The organism is Nocardioides secundeburneus (assembly GCF_039939255.1).
GTDB lineage: Bacteria > Actinomycetota > Actinomycetes > Propionibacteriales > Nocardioidaceae > Nocardioides.
In genome coordinates this window covers 429,694-445,988 of sequence record NZ_JBDUUE010000003.1, presented here as the reverse complement: position 1 = coordinate 445,988, position 16,295 = coordinate 429,694, and the positions used below count along the sequence as shown (strand labels likewise).

General features: G+C 71.7%; 17 protein-coding genes. 1 reads left to right on the top strand and 16 read right to left on the bottom strand.

All coding sequences use genetic code 11. From position 1 onward, the window contains the following. Positions 1 to 20 precede the first annotated feature (20 nt). From ABFT23_RS10325 to ABFT23_RS10250, 16 genes are all read right to left on the bottom strand, one after another. The gene (locus ABFT23_RS10325; RefSeq protein WP_347894842.1) at positions 21 to 2,816 is read right to left on the bottom strand and encodes a DEAD/DEAH box helicase; all 2,796 of its coding nucleotides are present in this window, start codon (positions 2,814 to 2,816) and stop codon (positions 21 to 23) included. Then, positions 2,813 to 3,706, bottom strand: a complete 894-nt coding sequence (locus tag ABFT23_RS10320; protein WP_347894840.1) for a diacylglycerol/lipid kinase family protein — start codon at positions 3,704 to 3,706, stop codon at positions 2,813 to 2,815. The genes ABFT23_RS10325 and ABFT23_RS10320 overlap by 4 nt, the downstream gene beginning before the upstream one ends. 21 nt (positions 3,707 to 3,727) lie before the next feature. Further along, positions 3,728 to 4,117, bottom strand: coding sequence for a hypothetical protein (locus ABFT23_RS10315; RefSeq protein ID WP_347894838.1), 390 nt, complete (start codon positions 4,115 to 4,117; stop codon positions 3,728 to 3,730). A gap of 4 nt (positions 4,118 to 4,121) precedes the next feature. Beyond that, positions 4,122 to 4,961, bottom strand: coding sequence for a twin-arginine translocase subunit TatC (tatC, locus tag ABFT23_RS10310; RefSeq protein ID WP_347894836.1), 840 nt, complete (start codon positions 4,959 to 4,961; stop codon positions 4,122 to 4,124). A gap of 19 nt (positions 4,962 to 4,980) precedes the next feature. After that, positions 4,981 to 5,283: a Sec-independent protein translocase subunit TatA gene (gene tatA / locus ABFT23_RS10305; protein WP_347894834.1), complete on the bottom strand. Its 303-nt coding sequence runs from the start codon at positions 5,281 to 5,283 to the stop codon at positions 4,981 to 4,983. A 37-nt stretch (positions 5,284 to 5,320) separates the two neighbouring features. Further along, positions 5,321 to 6,331: a helix-turn-helix transcriptional regulator gene (locus ABFT23_RS10300; RefSeq protein WP_347894832.1), complete on the bottom strand. Its 1,011-nt coding sequence runs from the start codon at positions 6,329 to 6,331 to the stop codon at positions 5,321 to 5,323. Next, positions 6,328 to 7,287, bottom strand: coding sequence for a helix-turn-helix transcriptional regulator (locus ABFT23_RS10295; protein WP_347894831.1), 960 nt, complete (start codon positions 7,285 to 7,287; stop codon positions 6,328 to 6,330). The genes ABFT23_RS10300 and ABFT23_RS10295 overlap by 4 nt, the downstream gene beginning before the upstream one ends. Positions 7,288 to 7,315: 28 nt before the next feature. After that, positions 7,316 to 8,299 carry an FKBP-type peptidyl-prolyl cis-trans isomerase gene (locus ABFT23_RS10290; protein ID WP_347894830.1) on the bottom strand — a complete coding sequence of 328 codons (984 nt, stop codon included), beginning with the start codon at positions 8,297 to 8,299 and terminating at the stop codon, positions 7,316 to 7,318. A 176-nt stretch (positions 8,300 to 8,475) separates the two neighbouring features. Further along, on the bottom strand, positions 8,476 to 9,837 hold the full coding sequence (gene pafA, locus ABFT23_RS10285) for a Pup--protein ligase (RefSeq protein ID WP_347894828.1): 1,362 nt from the start codon (positions 9,835 to 9,837) through the stop codon (positions 8,476 to 8,478). An 83-nt stretch (positions 9,838 to 9,920) separates the two neighbouring features. Then, positions 9,921 to 10,415: an NUDIX hydrolase gene (locus ABFT23_RS10280; protein ID WP_347894826.1), complete on the bottom strand. Its 495-nt coding sequence runs from the start codon at positions 10,413 to 10,415 to the stop codon at positions 9,921 to 9,923. Between the two features lie 53 nt (positions 10,416 to 10,468). Further along, positions 10,469 to 11,332: a proteasome subunit alpha gene (gene prcA, locus ABFT23_RS10275; protein ID WP_347894824.1), complete on the bottom strand. Its 864-nt coding sequence runs from the start codon at positions 11,330 to 11,332 to the stop codon at positions 10,469 to 10,471. Then, positions 11,332 to 12,207, bottom strand: a complete 876-nt coding sequence (gene prcB, locus ABFT23_RS10270) for a proteasome subunit beta (protein WP_347894822.1) — start codon at positions 12,205 to 12,207, stop codon at positions 11,332 to 11,334. The genes prcA and prcB overlap by 1 nt, the downstream gene beginning before the upstream one ends. Before the next feature lie 5 nt (positions 12,208 to 12,212). Further along, positions 12,213 to 12,410: a ubiquitin-like protein Pup gene (locus ABFT23_RS10265; protein ID WP_347894820.1), complete on the bottom strand. Its 198-nt coding sequence runs from the start codon at positions 12,408 to 12,410 to the stop codon at positions 12,213 to 12,215. A 158-nt stretch (positions 12,411 to 12,568) separates the two neighbouring features. Further along, positions 12,569 to 12,895, bottom strand: coding sequence for a GIY-YIG nuclease family protein (locus ABFT23_RS10260; protein ID WP_347894818.1), 327 nt, complete (start codon positions 12,893 to 12,895; stop codon positions 12,569 to 12,571). Between the two features lie 538 nt (positions 12,896 to 13,433). Further along, the gene (dop, locus tag ABFT23_RS10255; protein WP_347894816.1) at positions 13,434 to 14,945 is read right to left on the bottom strand and encodes a depupylase/deamidase Dop; all 1,512 of its coding nucleotides are present in this window, start codon (positions 14,943 to 14,945) and stop codon (positions 13,434 to 13,436) included. A 69-nt stretch (positions 14,946 to 15,014) separates the two neighbouring features. After that, positions 15,015 to 15,602, bottom strand: a complete 588-nt coding sequence (locus ABFT23_RS10250; RefSeq protein ID WP_347894814.1) for a 1-acyl-sn-glycerol-3-phosphate acyltransferase — start codon at positions 15,600 to 15,602, stop codon at positions 15,015 to 15,017. A 22-nt stretch (positions 15,603 to 15,624) separates the two neighbouring features. Between ABFT23_RS10250 and ABFT23_RS10245 the strand changes: the two genes are divergently transcribed. Beyond that, entirely contained in the window at positions 15,625 to 16,254 is a 630-nt protein-coding gene (locus tag ABFT23_RS10245; RefSeq protein WP_347894812.1) for a class I SAM-dependent methyltransferase, read from the top strand. The last annotated feature ends 41 nt before the right edge of the window (positions 16,255 to 16,295 follow it).

Sequence of the window (16,295 nt, the reverse complement as noted above, 5' to 3'; positions counted from 1 at the left end):
GCGGTGGCCACCGAGGGCCGTCAGGCGTCGTCGGCCAGCCCCGAGTAGGCCACCACCCCGCGCTTGACGAGCGCCGACACCTGGCGGGCGGTGGTGCGCAACGGCGAGTCGCCGGCGGCGTCGGCCACCTGGCCCGCGAGGTCGAGCAGCTGCTTGGTCCAGCGCACGAAGTCGCCGGCCGACAGGTCGGTGCCGCCGAGCAGGTCGTCGAGGTCGTCGCCCTCGGCCCAGCGGTAGGCGATCCAGGCGAACCCGACGTCGGGCGGGCGGAGGAAGTCGAGGCGGCGCTCCCTCTCGAGCGCGTCGAGGTCGGCCCAGACCCGGCGGGTGGCCTCCAGGGCCTCCCCGATCGCGCCGCCGGGCACCCGGGGCACCCGGGCGTCGTCGGCCCGCCGGGTCTCGAAGACCAGCGACGAGAGTGCGGCGGCGAGACCGGACGGCGTCAGCCCCTCCCAGATGCCGAGCCGCAGCGCCTCGGCGGCCACCAGGTCCATCTCGCCGTAGAGCCGCCGAAGCCGTGCACCGCGGTCGGTGACCCGGTCCTCCTCGAGGTACTCGAGCGCGGTGAGCACCTCGCAGACCCGGTCGAACTGACGTGCGACGGTGTTGGTGCGCTGCTCGATGCGACGGCGGAGCGTGGCGGAGTCGCGGTCGAGCTTGAACCAGCGTTCGGCCCAGCGGGCGTGGTCCTCGCGCTCGGGGCAGCGGTGGCAGGGATGCTCCTTGAGCTGCGCCCGGAGCCGGTCGATCTCGTCGTTGACGGCGTCGGGCCGCCCGCCGCCGCTGCGCCCACGCCCCGGGGGCGGGGGCACGAGGCCGTGGGTCTTGTCGCGGAGCGCGTTGGCGAGGTCGCGGCGCATCTGCGGGTTGCGGCCGTTGAAGCTCTTCGGCACCTTCAGCTTGGCCACGGCCTCGACGGGCGTCGGGAAGTCGATCATCGCGAGGCGCCGAGCCTGGCGGTCGGCGGTGACGACCATGGGGCGGGGGTTGTCCGGCGTCCAGCCGGGGTCGACGACGACGGCGTAGCCGGCGAACTTGCCGACCGGCACCTGGATGACGTCGCCGACCTTCAGCAGGCGCAGCGACTCGACGGCCTCCTCACGGCGGTCGGTGCGCTGGGCGCGGCTGGAGGACTTCTCGACGACGCCGATCTGGTGGCGCAGCGCGGCGTACTCCATGAAGTCGCCGAGGTGGCACGAGGCGGCCTCGGCGTAGCCGGCCAGGGCATCCTCGCTCTTGGCCAGCTGACGAGCCAGCCCGACGACGGCCTTGTCGGCCTGGAACTGGGCGAACGACTGCTCGAGCAGCTCGCGCGAGCGCTCCCGACCGAACTGGTGCACCAGGTTGACCGCCATGTTGTACGACGGGCGGAACGACGAGCGGAGCGGGTAGGTGCGGGTGGAGGCGAGGCCGGCGAGGTCGCGCGGGTTCGTGCCCGGCTGCCACAGCACGACGCCGTGGCCCTCGACGTCGAGCCCGCGCCGTCCGGCGCGACCGGTGAGCTGGGTGTACTCCCCCGGGGTGATGTCGGCGTGGTTCTCGCCGTTCCACTTCGACAGCTTCTCGATCACGACCGTGCGGGCCGGCATGTTGATGCCGAGCGCCAGGGTCTCGGTGGCGAAGACGACCTTGCACAGCCCTCGTAGGTAGAGCTCCTCGACCACGGCCTTGAACGCCGGCAGCATCCCGGCGTGGTGGGCGGCCACGCCACGTGAGAGCCCGTCGAGGAAGTCGTGGTAGCCGAGCACGTGCAGGTCGTCGGAGGGCAGGTGCCGCGTGGCGCTCTCGACGTACTCGACGACGAGGTCGCGCTCCTCGGGCGTCGTCAGGTTGACCCCGGCCGCGAGGCACTGCGAGACGGCGGCGTCGCAGCCGACCCGGCTGAAGATGAACACGATGGCCGGCAGGAGGCCCTCGCGGTCGAGGCGGTCGATGACGTCGGGCCGGCTCGGGATCCACACGCGCCGGTTCTGGGTCTGCCGCGGCCCGCCCTGGCCCCCTCGTTGCCGAGAGCCCTTGGGCGTGCGTCGGTCCTTCATCCGCGACGCGGCCCAGTCGTCGCGGGCGACCTTGAGCAGCTCGTCGTTGACCGGGGCGCCCTCCTTCACGAAGCCGGCGGCGGCGTCGACGTCGGAGGAGGCGAACAGGTCGAGCAGGCGGCGTCCGACCATGACGTGCTGGTAGAGCGGCACCGGCCGCTTCTCCTCCAGGATCGTCGAGGTCTCGCCCCGCACGGTGGCGAGCCACTCGCCGAACTCCTCGGCGTTGGAGACCGTGGCCGACAGCGAGACGAGGGTGACCGACTCGGGCAGATGGATGATCACCTCCTCCCACACCGCACCGCGGGAGCGGTCGGCGAGGTAGTGCACCTCGTCCATCACCACGAACCCGAGGCCGATCAGGGTGCGCGAGCCCGCGTAGAGCATGTTGCGCAGCACCTCGGTGGTCATGACGACGATCGGGGCCTCGCCGTTGACGACGTTGTCGCCGGTGAGCAGGCCGACCTGCTCGGGGCCGTAGCGCTCGACGAGGTCGTGGTACTTCTGGTTGCTCAGCGCCTTGATCGGGGTGGTGTAGAACGCCTTGCGGCCCGTGGCCATGGCGAGGTGGATGGCGAACTCGCCGACGATCGTCTTGCCCGAGCCGGTGGGCGCGGCGACGAGGACGCCGTGGCCGTCCTCGATCTCACGGCACGCGCGCAGCTGGAAGTCGTCGAGGCCGAACTCGTAGTGCGCCTCGAAGTCGTGCAGCACCGGGTGCCGGGCCGAGCGGCGCGAGGCCGCGTAGCGCTCGGCTGCGGTGAGTTCTTCCGTCATGCGAGTACCTCCACGGCCGCGGGGACCGACTCGATCGTCAGTGGGAGCGTCCCGAACCGCTCTCCGTCGGCGTAGCCGACGATGCCTGGTGCGGCGACGGTGACGCGGCGCACCTGGTGCCGCTCGTAGGCGCGGTGGGTGGTGTGGGTGCCGTGGAACAGCTTCGGATAGGTACGCACGAGCTCCGGCTTGCTGATCGGGGTGATGACGACGACGTCGAGCAGGCCGTCGTCGAGGGAGGCACCCTCGGCGATGCGCAGGCCGCCGCCGAAGGAGGGGCCGTTGCCGACGGCGACGAGCATCGCCTCGGTGGTCAGGGTGTGGTCGTCGAGCTCGAGCACGTAGGGCCGCGGGGTGAAGGTCCGCAGCTCGAGCAGGGTGGCGAGGTGGTAGCGCGCCTGTCCCTTCGGCCAGGTCAGGGCGTTGGCGCGCTCGTTGACGATCGCGTCGAACCCGGCGGCCATGACCGTGGCGTAGTAGCGGCCCTGGGTGCGGGCGAGGTCGAAGGTGCGCCGCTCCCCCGTTGTCAGGGCCTTGACGATGCGGTCGGCGGCCGCCATCGGGTCTCGACGGTGCAGGCCGACGTAGCGGGCGACGTCGTTGCCGGTGCCGGCCGGCACGACGCCGAGCGGGACGCCGCTCCCGGCGAGGACCTGCAGGGCCAGGTTGACCATGCCGTCGCCGCCGACGACCACGAGGGCGTCGACGCCGTCGGCGACCGCGGAGCGGGCCAGCTCGAGCGACTCGGCCGCGTCGGCGCCGACCAGGCACCGCACGTGTCCGGCCACCTCCAGGCGCGGGAGCACCACATCGCGGACGCCGGCCGCGCGGCCCTTGCCGGCGGTCGGGTTGATGAGCAGCGCGATGTCGCGCCCGGGACGGGCAGGCACGTCTCGAGCCTAGACGCAGCCTCAGCGGCCGAGACGCAGGAGGACCCGGTAGCGCTTCGCCGACGCACCCAGCGCCTTGGCCAGGCGGGCGACGCTCTCGAGCACGAGCTCGGCCGAGAAGCACCGCCCGGGCACGAGCAGCGTGAGTCGGCCGTCGTAGGAGACGAGGTGCACCTGGCCGTGACGCCAGGCCTGGTGGGCCAGCAGCCGGGTGGCGTCGTCGGCGACCGGGGCCGGGAACGCCTCGTCGACCGCCAGCAGGTCACAGGCGACGGCGGCGCCGCCGTCGGGCTCGAGGCAGCCCCGGACCCGGTGACCGGCGAGCCCGTCGTCGGCGCGCCAGGTGACGTCGTGGGTGCCGAGGGCCTCGGGCAGGTCGAACGGGTCGACGGGCTCGGGCGCCGTCGTCATCGCGTCACGAGATCGGCGAGATCTCGTCGGGGTCGAGGCCGGCGAACGGGTTCTTGCGCGCGCGACGACGGTCGTTGTAGCGGGCGATGACCTCGGAGACGAGGAACAGCAGCACCATGGGCACGGCCATCAGCGTCATGGTGAACGGGTCGGCCGAGGGCGTCGCGACCGCGGCGAAGACGAAGACGCCGACGATGATCCACGGCCGGTAGGCGCCCAGCGTCTTGCCCTTGACGACGCCGGCCAGGTTGAGCAGCACGACGAACAGCGGGATCTCGAAGGCGATGCCGAACACCAGGATCGTGCGGCTGAAGAACGACAGGTAGTCGTCGAAGTTGACGATGTTGGTGAGGCCGTCGGGGTTGAACCCGACGAGGATCTCGATGCCCTTGGCGAGGGTGACGTAGCCGAGGGCCGCGCCCACGAGGAAGAGGGGCCCCGCGATCGCGGCGAAGATGCGGGTCCACTTGCGCTCGCGCGGGTGCAGACCGGGCAGGATGAACGCCCAGATCTGGTAGAGCCAGAACGGGGCGCTCAGCACCAGCGCGGCGAACCCGCAGAGCTTGAGGTAGATCATCAGGCCGGCGCCGGGGCCGTTGGTCGACAAGAACAGCTGGCCCTCGGGCAGCGCCTTCTCGGCCTCGCGCGCGGGCCAGTAGACGGCGTCGTAGATCTGGTCGAAGAAGAACAGCGCCGCGACCAGGATGACCAGGACGACCATGACGCTCTTCAGCAGACGTGCGCGCAGCTCACGCAGGTGGTCGGACAAGGCCATCCGACCGTCGTCTCCGACGGGGTGGACGGGCTTGCCGACGAAGAGCTTGGCGACGCCGACGATCGACATGTGAGTGCGGTGGCCCCGGTCAGCCGTTGTTGCGGCGGGCGTCGGGCTCGGGGGCCGGCACCTCGTCGGTCATGGCGGTGGGAGCGGCCTGCTCCTCGGCACCGGGCGCGGAGATCTCGGAGGCCGGCGTCGGCTTCGGGGTGGGCTTGTCGGCCTCGTCGTCGTCGCGCAGGCCCTTGGTCTCGTTCTTGAAGATCCGCAGTGCCTGCCCGGTGCCCCGGGCGAGGTCGGGCAGCTTCGCCGCGCCGAAGACCAGCACGACGATGGCGAGGATCACGAGCCACTCGGCGCCCTGCGGCATGCCGATCAGTGGGTTGATCATGGGATCCCAATCTGTTGGAGGGTGTTCCTGGCTGATCCTACGCGGACCACGATGAGTAGAGGGCGAGCGTGTCCTGTGCGGCGGCCGCCAGCCCGCCGCCGTAGCGCTCCGGCGCCACCACGGAGGCGTGCGGCGCCAGGCGCAGGAGCAGCTTGGTCAGCCAGCGCTCGTCGGCGACGAGCAGGTCGACCTCGATCTCGCCGCCGTCGAGCGGGCGGACGTCCTCGACCGCGTAGTACTCCGGTACCCAGCGGGCCGCGGGCGCGAGCCGCAGCGTGACCAGGACGGCGTCGTCGGCCCGGTCGAACAGACCGTCGGACAGGTCGCGCGGTGCCTGCGGCTCGGTGAGCACCGGGGTGTCGAGCACGCGGGCGTGGGCGATGCGGTCGAGCCGGAACAGACGCGGTGCCTCGGCGCTGTGGCACCAGGCGTCGAGGTAGGCCTGCCCCTCCCGGTGGACGACGCCCCGCGGGTCGACGACGCGGTGCGACAGCTCGTCGCGGGCCGGCACGTAGTAGTCGAGCTCGACCTGCACCTGGCGAGCGGCGGCGTCGTGCAGGCGCGCGGCGAGGCCGGGGTCGACGGCGGGCGCGTCGACGTCGTCGGGCGCGGCCGCGACCGGGCCGGCCGACGGCCCGGCGGCTGCCGCCGTCTCGAGCTTGGCCAGCGCCCGGTCGACGATCGCGGCCGTCTCGGGGCTGGTGCCCGCGCGCAGCACGCGCAGCGCCACGATCATGGCCGAGGCCTCGACCGGGGTCAGCCGCAGGGGGCGGGCGAGGTAGTCGGCGTTGCTGACCCGGATCATGCCGTCGCCGTGCACGTGTCCCTCGGCGTCCTCGAGCGCGTCGAGGTCGACGTCGATGAGCTCGTCGGGGTAGCCGCCCGGCAGCCCGCACATGAAGAGCACCTTCAGGTCACGCACCAGCATGACGGGCGTCACGTCGAGGGCCTCGGCGGCCTCGGCGAGCGAGACGCTGCCGCGCGCGTGCAGGTAGGGCACGAGCGTGAGCAGCCGCGCGACCTGGTCCTTGGCGCCGCTGCCGCTCATCGCAGCACCTCGTGCAACCGGGCGACGACCTGCTCGCGCAACGACGCCGGCGACTCGATGACGACCGACGGCCCGAACCCCAGCACCTCGTCGGCGATGCCCACCGAGGCCCGGTCGAGCACGAGACGGTCCCACGACGTGCGCTCGTCGGGCCCGGCCACCCCGGTCTCGGACGACGACGCCGCCCGGCGCAGCGGGAGTGCGGCCCCCTCGCGCACGAGCAGCACCACCGGCGTCGTCGACAGCGCGGGCGCGAGCCGGCGCGCGACCGCCGACACGTCGGTGCCCTCGGGGATCGTGTAGGCGCCCGGGCGTCCGACCCGGCGCGCGTCGCCTTGCACCCGCGAGAGCCGGAAGACCCGCTCGGCGTCGCGGTCGAGGTCGTGGCCGACGACGTACCAGCGCCCCGAGTAGCGGGTGACCCCCCACGGCTGCAGGCGGCGGCGCTGAGGCGTGCCCCCGGTGCGCTGGTAGTCGAACTCGACGACGCACCGCTCGAGCACGGCCTCCAGGAAGACGTCGAACGCGGGCTCGTCGGCCGGGAGCCGTGGCTGGGCGATGTCGAGGGCCGACAGGTCGATCTCGGCGCCGGCGGCGCTCAGCTTGCGCACGGCCTCCGTGGTCGCGCGGGCGAGGCGTTGGTGGTCCCAGACCCGGGTGGCGAGGCCGACCACGGCCGCCTCGTCGGCCTCGAGGTCGATCTGCGGCAGCGCGAAGTCGTCGGGTTCGACGCGATAGCCGGGGGCGTCGTCGAAGTAGGCGTCGATCTGGCCGATCTGCACCGGCACGCCCAACGAGCGCAGCTCCTCCTTGTCACGCTCGAACATCTTGTCGAACGCCTCGGGGGTCGCGTCGGGGTAGAGGATCTCGCGGATGCGGTCCTTGGGGACCAGCTTCTGGCTGACCAGCAGCATGATCAGCAGGTTGAGCAGCCGTTCGCTCTTGGCCGCGCTCACCGCCACGCCTCGGAGCCAGGTCGTCGGCTCAGACGGCGGCGAGGATGTCGACGACGAAGTAGAGCGTCGAGTTGGCCGGGATGGCGTCGCCGTTGGCCTGGTCGCCGTAGCCCTTGGCCGGGGGGATGCGCATGATGACGCGGCTGCCGACGGTCTTGCCGGTGAGCGCCTCGTTGAAGCCCTCGACGAAGTCGCCCACGCGCAGCTCGATCGGCTCCTTGCCCTTGCTGAAGGTCTCGTCGAACGGCTTCTCGCCGTCGTAGACCGAGCCCATGTAGCGGGCCACGAGCAGGTCGCCCACCTCGACCTCGTCGCCCGTGCCGGTGCGGAGCACCGCGACCTCGAGCGGGTCGGTCGGCTTGGGTGCGGCACCGATGGGCGCGAAGGTGAAGTTGCGCGGGCCCGTGGGGCCGTAGTCGATGCGCGGCGCCCAGGCGGGGCGCTTGATCTCGTCGGCGTCCTTCTCGGGCCCGGCGAGCGGGGTGACGTCCATGACGTCGACGACCATGATCAGGCCGTCGTCGTTGCCGATGCCCTCGGTGGCCAGCGCGGGCGAGTCGGCGAGGTCGCCGAAGAACGCCCGGGTGTTGCCGGTGAGCACGAGGCGGCTGCCCTTGGTGACGCCGGCCGTGACGTGCTCGAGGAGCAGGTTGCGCACGACGTCGTCGAAGGTCTGCGGCTCGGCGTTCTCGTCGGCACCGACCACGAAGGCGATCGGGGCGTCGTCGCCGGCGAAGGTGTCGGTCGTGGTGGCGCGGACGGCGCCGTTGCCGATGAGGTAGTTCAAGAAGATCTCGTCGCCGTCGGCCAGGGCCGGGCCGTCGCCCTCGATCGTGGTCTCGACCTCGAGGTCGTCGCCGGCCTGCATGCGCTCGTCGAACGAGACGGCCGCGGCGCCGAAGTCGCCCTCGACGGTGACGGCGTCGAGGCGGTCGCCGTAGGACAACCCGGTGCCCGGGGTGCTGTCGCCGCAGGCGGCGAGAGCGCCCGACAGGGCGACGAGGGACGCCACGAGGGCGGCGGTACGGCGAGGGCCTCGGAGCACGGAGTTTCTACCTTCGATGTGGCTGCGGCGGTCATGGGTGGAACACGGACGAGCGACGGAAGCCTACTAGGCAGGCCCGCGCGGGACGCAGTTGCCGTCGTCGCCTGTGGACGACGACGGACCGGCCGACCGACCGGCCGAGGTCACATGCCGTCGATGAGCCGCTGCACGCGGTCGTCCTGGGCCCTAAAGGGGTCCTTGCACAGCACCGTGCGCTGCGCCTGGTCGTTGAGCTTCAGGTGCACCCAGTCGACGGTGAAGTCGCGGCGCTTCTCCTGCGCCTTGCGGATGAACTCGCCGCGCAGCCGGGCCCGGGTGGTCTGCGGCGGCACCGACTTGGCCTCGAAGATCTTCAGGTCGGTGGTGACCCGGGCGACCGCGCCCCGCTTCTCGAGCAGGTAGTACAGCCCGCGCGAGCGGTGGATGTCGTGGTAGGCGAGGTCGAGCTGGGCGATGCGCGGGTGGCCGAGCGGCAGGCCGTGCTTGGCGCGGTAGCGCTCGATCAGCTTCCACTTGATGACCCAGTCGATCTCGCGGTCGACGAGGCCGAGGTCGTCGGACTCGACGGCCTTCAGACCGCGTTCCCACAGGTCGAGCGTGCGCTCGATGAGCGGGGTGCTGATCTGGCGCCGGTCGACGAAGTCGCGGGCCTTGGCGAGGTACTCCCCCTGGATGTCGAGGGCGCTGGCCTCGCGACCGTTGGCCAGGCGGACCTTGCGGCGTCCGGTGGTGTCGTGCGAGATCTCCCGGATGGCGCGGATCGGGTTCTCCATCGTGAGGTCGCGCATCACCACGCCCTCCTCGATCATCCGCAACACCAGGTCGCAGCTGGCGACCTTGAGCATCGTCGTGGTCTCGCTCATGTTGGAGTCGCCGACGATGACGTGCAGGCGGCGGTACTTCTCGGCGTCGGCGTGCGGCTCGTCGCGCGTGTTGATGATCGGCCGGCTGCGCGTCGTCGCGCTCGAGACGCCCTCCCAGATGTGCTCGGCCCGCTGGCTCACCGAGTAGGAGGCACCGCGCGGGGTCTGCGTGACCTTGCCGGCGCCGACGATGATCTGGCGCGTGACCAGGAACGGGATGAGGACGTCGGCGAGCCGGCTGAACTCCCCCGCGCGGCTGACCAGGTAGTTCTCGTGGCACCCGTAGGAGTTGCCGGCGGAGTCGGTGTTGTTCTTGAACAGGTAGATCTCGCCGGCGATGCCCTCGTCGTGCAGTCGCTGCTCGGCGTCGAGCAGGAGGCCCTCGAGCACCCGCTCGCCCGCCTTGTCGTGCGCGACGAGCTCGGCGATGTCGTCGCACTCGGGCGTGGCGTACTCGGGGTGGCTGCCGACGTCGAGGTAGAGCCGCGCGCCGTTGCGCAGGAACACGTTGCTGCTGCGGCCCCAGCTGACCACCTTGCGGAAGAGGTAGCGCGCGACCTCGTCGGGGCTGAGGCGCCGCTGCCCCTTGAACGTGCACGTGACGCCGTACTCGTTCTCGATGCCGAAGATCCGACGGTCCATGTCTCGACCCTACGGTGCGGGTGGACGGTTGGGGCCTGATGTGACACGGATGTCGGCGCGCCGTGGCCCGATCGTGACCGGCGTCAGAGAAGACCGGCGTGGTCGAGCGCGAGGTAGGTCTGCTCCGACGTGCCGAGCCCGCCGCCGCGGAGGCGCCGGCGCAGCTCGTCGACGTCGATCAGGACGACGTCGATGTCCTCGAGCTCGTCGAGCGCCTGGTCGCCGACGTGCCGTGCGCCACGGGCCAGGACGACGTGCCGCGGCCGGGTGTGGCTCGGCGGGTCGATGCTGGCGACCAGCTCGGCGGACTCGACGGTGAAGCCCGTCTCCTCCCGCAGCTCGCGGACGCCGGCGGCGACCGGCTCCTCGCCCTCGTCGACCAGCCCACCCGGCAGTGAGGTGACGACGCGGTCGGGCCCAGGCCGGAACTGACGGACCAGGACGACCCGATCGTCGTCGGTCAGGGCGAGCACCGAGACGGTGGCCGGGGTGTCGTGGATGTCCCAGACCGCCCGGCGCCCGTCGGGCAGGAGCAACTGTCGGTGCAGGATGCGCGCGAAGCCGTCGTAGGCGACCACGTCGTCGCCGTCCCGGACCCACGGTCGGGGTCCGGGAGCGTCGATGTCCACGCTCAGCCGGGCGGGGCGATCGGCGGCTCGCCCGAGGAGGGGTCCTCGAGCGGGTCGACGCGACCGCTCACCTGGTCGGTCGGGTCGGCGGGGTCGTCGACCGTGGGCGCCGTGCTGGCCGCGCCCGGGTCGTGGTCGCCCTCGACCGGCGCCGACGCCGTGGCGGTGCCTCGCTCGCCGAGCAGCGACTCGAGCCGGGCGGGCGAGAGGCGCATGAACTTGCGGGTCTGGATGCGGGTGCGGTCGAGCACCGCGACCTCGAGGTCGTCGGCGGGGATCACGCGGTCGCCCTGGTCGGAGTGGCCCAGGGCGCCGACGGCGGCTCGGAGCGCCTCGGCCAGCGGGGCACCGGTGACCACGGCGTCTCGGAGCCGTTCGGCGACGACGTCGACCTGTCCGCCCATCACGGCGAACCCGTGCTCGTCGGCGACCTGGCCGTCGTAGGTGAGCCGGAACAGCTGGTCGTCGGCGGCGGTGTCGCCGACCTCGGCCACGAAGATCTCGACCTCGTAGGGCTTCTCGCCGCCGCTGGAGAAGATCGTGCCGAGCGTCTGGGCGTAGGCGTTCGCGAGACCGCGGCCGGTCACGTCGCGACGGTCGTAGGCGTAGCCGCGCATGTCGGCGAGCCGCACGCCGGCGATGCGCAGGTTCTCGAACTCGTTGTAGCGACCGACGGCGGCGAAGGCGATGCGGTCGTAGATCTCGGAGACCTTGTGCAGCGCCTGCGAGGGGTTCTCGGAGGCGAACAGGATGCCGTCGGCGTACTGCACGGCGACGACCGAGCGACCGCGGGCGATGCCCTTGCGCGCGAAGTCGGCGCGGTCCTTCATCAGCTGCTCGGGCGAGACGTAGAACGGAGCACTCATCAGGACAGCCCTCCCGCGCTGGGTGACGTGCTGGACGGGGTCGTGAGCGCCGCGTTGGGGCCGTCGGGGCGGATCATCCGACCGCCGAGGATGCGGTTGGCGACCTCGGCGACACCGTCGTCGGGCATCCGCGCGCCGCCCTCGGCGGTGATCGCGTGGACGACGGGGAAGATCCGCCGCGTCAGGTCGGGGCCACCGGTGGCGGAGTCGTCGTCGGCGGCGTCGTAGAGGGCCTGCACGCACACCTCGACGCACTCGATGAGGCTGAGGTCGTCGCGGTAGAGCTTCTTGAGCGAGCCGCGGGCGAACATCGAGCCCGAGCCGACCGAGTGGAACGCGGTCTCCTCGTAGCGGCCGCCCGTGGGGTCGTAGCTGAAGATGCGGCCGAAGCCCTCGCGCAGGTCGAACCCGGCGAACAGCGGCACCACGACCAGGCCCTGCATGGCCATGCCGAGGTTGGCGCGGATGAGGGTCGAGAGCCGGTTGGCCTTGCCGTCGAGGGAGAGCGGGCTGCCCTCGATCTTCTCGTAGTGCTCGAGCTCGGTCTGGAACAGGCGCACCATCTCGACCGCGAGCCCGGCGGTGCCGGCGATGCCGACCGCGGAGAACTCGTCGGCCGGGTAGACCTTCTGGATGTCGCGCTGGGCGATCACGTTGCCGGCGGTGGCCCGCCGGTCGCCGGCCATGACGACGCCACCGGGGAAGGTGGCGGCGACGATCGTGGTGCCGTGGGGCGCGAGGTCGCCGGCGTGGCCGGTGCCCTGCGGGAGCGTGCGGCGTCCGGGCAGCAGGTCGGGGGCCTGCTCGCCGAGGAAGTCGCTGAACGACGAGGTGCCGGTGCGCAGGAAGGCTGCCGGCAGGCGGGAGTCGTGCACTGCGGCTACTCCCCGCCCTTCTGGATGAACGACTTCACGAAGTCCTCGGCGTTGGACTCGAGGACCTCGTCGATCTCGTCGAGGATGTCGTCGACATCGCTGTCGATGACCTCCTTGCGCTCGGCGACGTCGGTCTCGGTCGCCACCTCGGTGGTCTCTTCGGTCTCCTGCGACCGGCGCGGCTGCTTCTGCTCCTGGGCCATACGACGACCCTACTCACTGCCGGGGACACTTTCGTTGCAGTTCCGTCTCGACCGACGTCGATCGAGCCGCTCCCCGCTGATCGAGGTGCGAGGTCGCCCTCGACCTCGACGCCCTGCGCTGATCGAGGTGCGAGGTCGCCCGCGACCTCGCCTCGAGATCACCGGCCGTCCGCGTCCAGACCTCCCGCCGCCTCTCGGACCTGCACGGACTTGCGACGTGACTTCGCCACGAGCTCATCGAAGTCGCCGCGCATCAGCGCCTCCTTCTTCGCCCTGCTCCACGTGCAGATCCGCTTCTCGAACGTGAATGCCTGCTCGATGGAAGGGAAGTCGGCCGACCACACCATCCGGACCGGACGCCGTCGAGACGTGTAGCCGGCGCCGTTCGGTGACTCGTTGTGCTCCCACAGCCGACGCTCACGGTCGACGGTGCTTCCGACGTAGTAGGTGCCGTCGGCGCAGAGGAGGATGTAGACCCAGGCCATGTCCACACCTTCATCCGCGCCGGCCGGGCGACGCAACGCAGTCGATCGACCCTGTGGACAACCCGACCTCGACCTACGCTGATCGAGGTGCGAGGTCGCCTGCGACCTCGCCTCGAGATCACCGGCCCTGCGCATCCGAGACCCACGGAGGGTCGAGGGGTCTCGAGGCTCCTCGCCGGGCTCGTCGCGCCTCGACCAGCGTCACCGCACGTTGATCGAGGTGCGAGGTCGTCCGCGACCTCGCCTCGAGATCACCGGCCCTGCGCATCCGAGCCCCACGGAGGGTCGAGGGGTCTCGAGGCTCCTCGCCGAGCTCGTCGCACCTCGACCAGCGTCACCGCACGTTGATCGAGGTGCGAGGTCGCCTGCGACCTCGCCTCGAGATCACCGGCCCTGCGCATCCGAGCCCCACGGAGGGTCGAGGGGTCTCGAGGCTCCTCGCCGAGCCCGTCGCACCTCGACCAGCGTCGGTAGCCGAGCTCGTCGCGCCTCGACCAGCGTCAGCGGGTCGCCGGCCCGGCACCGACTGCCGCGCGGGTCAGCTGCGGGTGAGGGCGGTGAACAGCTGCTCGGCGGTGTCGCAGCGGTCGAGCAGGTCGCCCACGTGGGCGCGGGAGCCGCGGAGCGGGTCGATGGTCGGCACGCGTTGCAGCGACTCGCGGCCCGGCAGGTCGAAGATGACGGAGTCCCACGAGGCCGCCGCGACGTGCTCGGCGTACTTCTCCAGGCAGCGGCCGCGGAAGTAGGCGCGGGTGTCGGTGGGCGGGTCGTGCATCGCGTCGTCGACCTGCTGGTCGTCGAGCAGCCGCTGCATGCGACCGGCCCGGACGAGGCGGTGGTAGAGCCCCTTCTCGGGGCGGATGTCGGAGTACTGCAGGTCGATGAGCTGCAGCTTGGCGTCGTCCCAGGCGAGGCCGTCGCGTGAGCGGTACTGCTCGAGCAGCTTGAGCTTGGCGACCCAGTCGAGCTCGCCGGACAGCGACATCGGGTCGCGCTCGAGGCGGTCGAGCACCGACTCCCAGCGGGCCAGCACGTCGACCGTCTGCGGGTCGGCGTCGGCGCCGTAGCGGTCCTCGACGAACTTGCGAGCGAGGTCGAGGTACTCCAGCTGCAGCTGGACGCCGGTGAGCCGGCGTCCGTCGTGGAGCAGCACGGTCTGCTGCAGGGTCGGGTCGTGGGAGATGGCGCGCAGGCCCGAGACCGGGCCGTCGATGCTGAGGTCGGCGGTGAGGAACTTGTCCTCGATCATCGCCAGCACCAGCGCCGTGGTGCCGACCTTGAGGTAGGTGGAGACCTCGGAGAGGTTGGCGTCGCCGATGATGACGTGCAGCCGGCGGTACTTCTCCGGGTCGGCGTGCGGCTCGTCGCGGGTGTTGATGATGGGGCGCTTGAGCGTGGTCTCGAGGCCGACCTCGACCTCGAAGAAGTCGGCGCGCTGGCTGATCTGGAAGCCGTGCTCACGGCCGTCCTGGCCGATGCCCACCCGTCCGGCACCGGTGACGACCTGACGGCTGACGAAGAACGGCGTCAGGTGTCGCACGATGTCGGCGAACGCCGTGGAGCGGCGCATCAGGTAGTTCTCGTGCGCGCCGTAGGAGGCGCCCTTGTTGTCGGTGTTGTTCTTGTAGAGCACGATCTGCTGCGCTCCGGGGATCTGCGCGGCGCGGCGGGCGGCGTCGAGCATCACCTGCTCGCCGGCCTTGTCCCAGCGCACGATGTCGAGCGGCGTGGTCACCTCGGGCGTGGAGAACTCGGGGTGGGCGTGGTCGACGTAGAGCCGGGCTCCGTTGGTGAGGATGACGTTGGCCAGACCGAGGTCCTCGTCGGTGAGCTGGCTCGGGTCGGCGATCCCACGCGACATGTCGAAGCCGCGGGCGTCGCGTAGTGGCGACTCCTCCTCGAAGTCCCACCGGGCCCGGCGGGCCTGGGCGGTGGCCGAGGCGTAGGCGTTGACGACCTGCGAGGAGGCCACCATCGGATTGGCCGTGGGCTGGCCCACCACCGAGATGCCGTACTCGACCTCGGTACCCATCACCCGCCGGACGCTCATGCTCGCGAGCCTACGGGGTGCAGCCGTGCGCGTGACCGCCCCGTCGGGCAGTGCGCACGTGCCACCCGGTCACGAGTCGGTGCGGCGCTCTTCGCGCAGCCGCGGGACGGTCGCGAGCTCGGGGCGGATGCCGCGCTTGTCGGCGTAGAAGGCGCGGATGCGGTCCATGTCGGCACCGACGTCGCCCGTGAGGTCGATCGTCGGACCCCAGCCGACGGTGCGCGAGGGCCGGTCGAGGTAGGCGAGCGTGACCGGGATGCCGGTCTGGCGCGAGATCCGGTAGAAGCCGGACTTCCAGTACTCGCTGCGGCCGCGCGTTCCCTCGGCGGCGATGCCGAGCAGGAACGTCTCGTCGACCTCGGCGTCGGCGAGCAGCGCCTTGATCGTCGCGCCCGGGTTCTCCCGGTCGAGCTCGACGGCACCGGTCGCGCGCATGAGCACCCCCAGGGGACCCTTGAAGAACGACTTCTTGACCAGCAGCCGGATCTGCACGCTGTTGTCCCACGCCAGCAGCATCGTGAGCACCCAGTCCCAGTTGGAGGTGTGCGGGGCGCCGACCAGCACGCCGCGGCGCGGCACCTCCCCCGTGGTCCGCCAGCGGGCGAGACGCAGGAGCACGCGGGCAAGGGTCCGGCGGACGAGGAAGTGGCGGCGCACGCGCTGAACCTACTGTGGGTGCATGTGGAACGAGCGGGTCGTCCCCCGGCTGACCGACCGGGCGCTGTCGGTCGGGCAGGTGATGAAGCGGCGCGAGCTGGTGTGCGCCGGTATGCACGGACGCGTGCTCGAGATCGGGTTCGGCAGCGGCCTCAACATCTCGAAGTACCCCGACGCCGTCGTCGCGGTCGACGCCGTCGAGCCGTCGGACGTCGGCTGGGCGCTGTCGGCGCAGCGCCGCGGTGGCGCGTCGGTGCCGATCAGCCGGGTCGGCCTCGACGGCCAGCGGCTCGACGCCGTCGACGCGTCGTACGACGCCGTGCTGTGCACGTTCTCGCTGTGCACGATCCCCGACGCGGCGCAGGCGGTGGCCGAGGTGCGGCGGGTGCTCGTGCCCGGCGGCACGTTCCACGTGCTCGAGCACGGCCTGTCGCCCGACCCCGGTGTGGCCCGGTGGCAGCGTCGCCTCGAGCCGCTGCAACGACGCCTGCTCGGTGGCTGCCACCTCACCCGTGACGTTCCGGCCCTCGTGGCCGACGGTGGCCTCACGGTCGGCGACGTCGTCCAGGAGTACCTGCCGGGGCCGCGCACGGGACGACCGTGGGGCTGGTCGACGCGGCTGGTCGCGACTGCGCCGGACAGCAGTGCCTGAGCCACCGCCCGGAGGCGGCCAGGCGGCCGACCCGCGCCGGT

Excerpts from the sequence above, each read along its gene's own strand:
- ABFT23_RS10325 (WP_347894842.1), bottom strand. The coding sequence starts at position 2,816 with ATGACGGAAGAACTCACCGCAGCCGAGCGCTACGCGGCCTCGCGCCGC.
- ABFT23_RS10315 (WP_347894838.1), bottom strand. The coding sequence starts at position 4,117 with ATGACGACGGCGCCCGAGCCCGTCGACCCGTTCGACCTGCCCGAGGCC.
- tatC (WP_347894836.1), bottom strand. The coding sequence starts at position 4,961 with ATGTCGATCGTCGGCGTCGCCAAGCTCTTCGTCGGCAAGCCCGTCCAC.
- tatA (WP_347894834.1), bottom strand. The coding sequence starts at position 5,283 with ATGATCAACCCACTGATCGGCATGCCGCAGGGCGCCGAGTGGCTCGTG.
- ABFT23_RS10300 (WP_347894832.1), bottom strand. The coding sequence starts at position 6,331 with ATGAGCGGCAGCGGCGCCAAGGACCAGGTCGCGCGGCTGCTCACGCTC.
- pafA (WP_347894828.1), bottom strand. The coding sequence starts at position 9,837 with ATGGACCGTCGGATCTTCGGCATCGAGAACGAGTACGGCGTCACGTGC.
- prcA (WP_347894824.1), bottom strand. The coding sequence starts at position 11,332 with ATGAGTGCTCCGTTCTACGTCTCGCCCGAGCAGCTGATGAAGGACCGC.
- ABFT23_RS10265 (WP_347894820.1), bottom strand. The coding sequence starts at position 12,410 with ATGGCCCAGGAGCAGAAGCAGCCGCGCCGGTCGCAGGAGACCGAAGAG.
- ABFT23_RS10260 (WP_347894818.1), bottom strand. The coding sequence starts at position 12,895 with ATGGCCTGGGTCTACATCCTCCTCTGCGCCGACGGCACCTACTACGTC.
- dop (WP_347894816.1), bottom strand. The coding sequence starts at position 14,945 with ATGAGCGTCCGGCGGGTGATGGGTACCGAGGTCGAGTACGGCATCTCG.
- ABFT23_RS10245 (WP_347894812.1), top strand. The coding sequence starts at position 15,625 with ATGTGGAACGAGCGGGTCGTCCCCCGGCTGACCGACCGGGCGCTGTCG.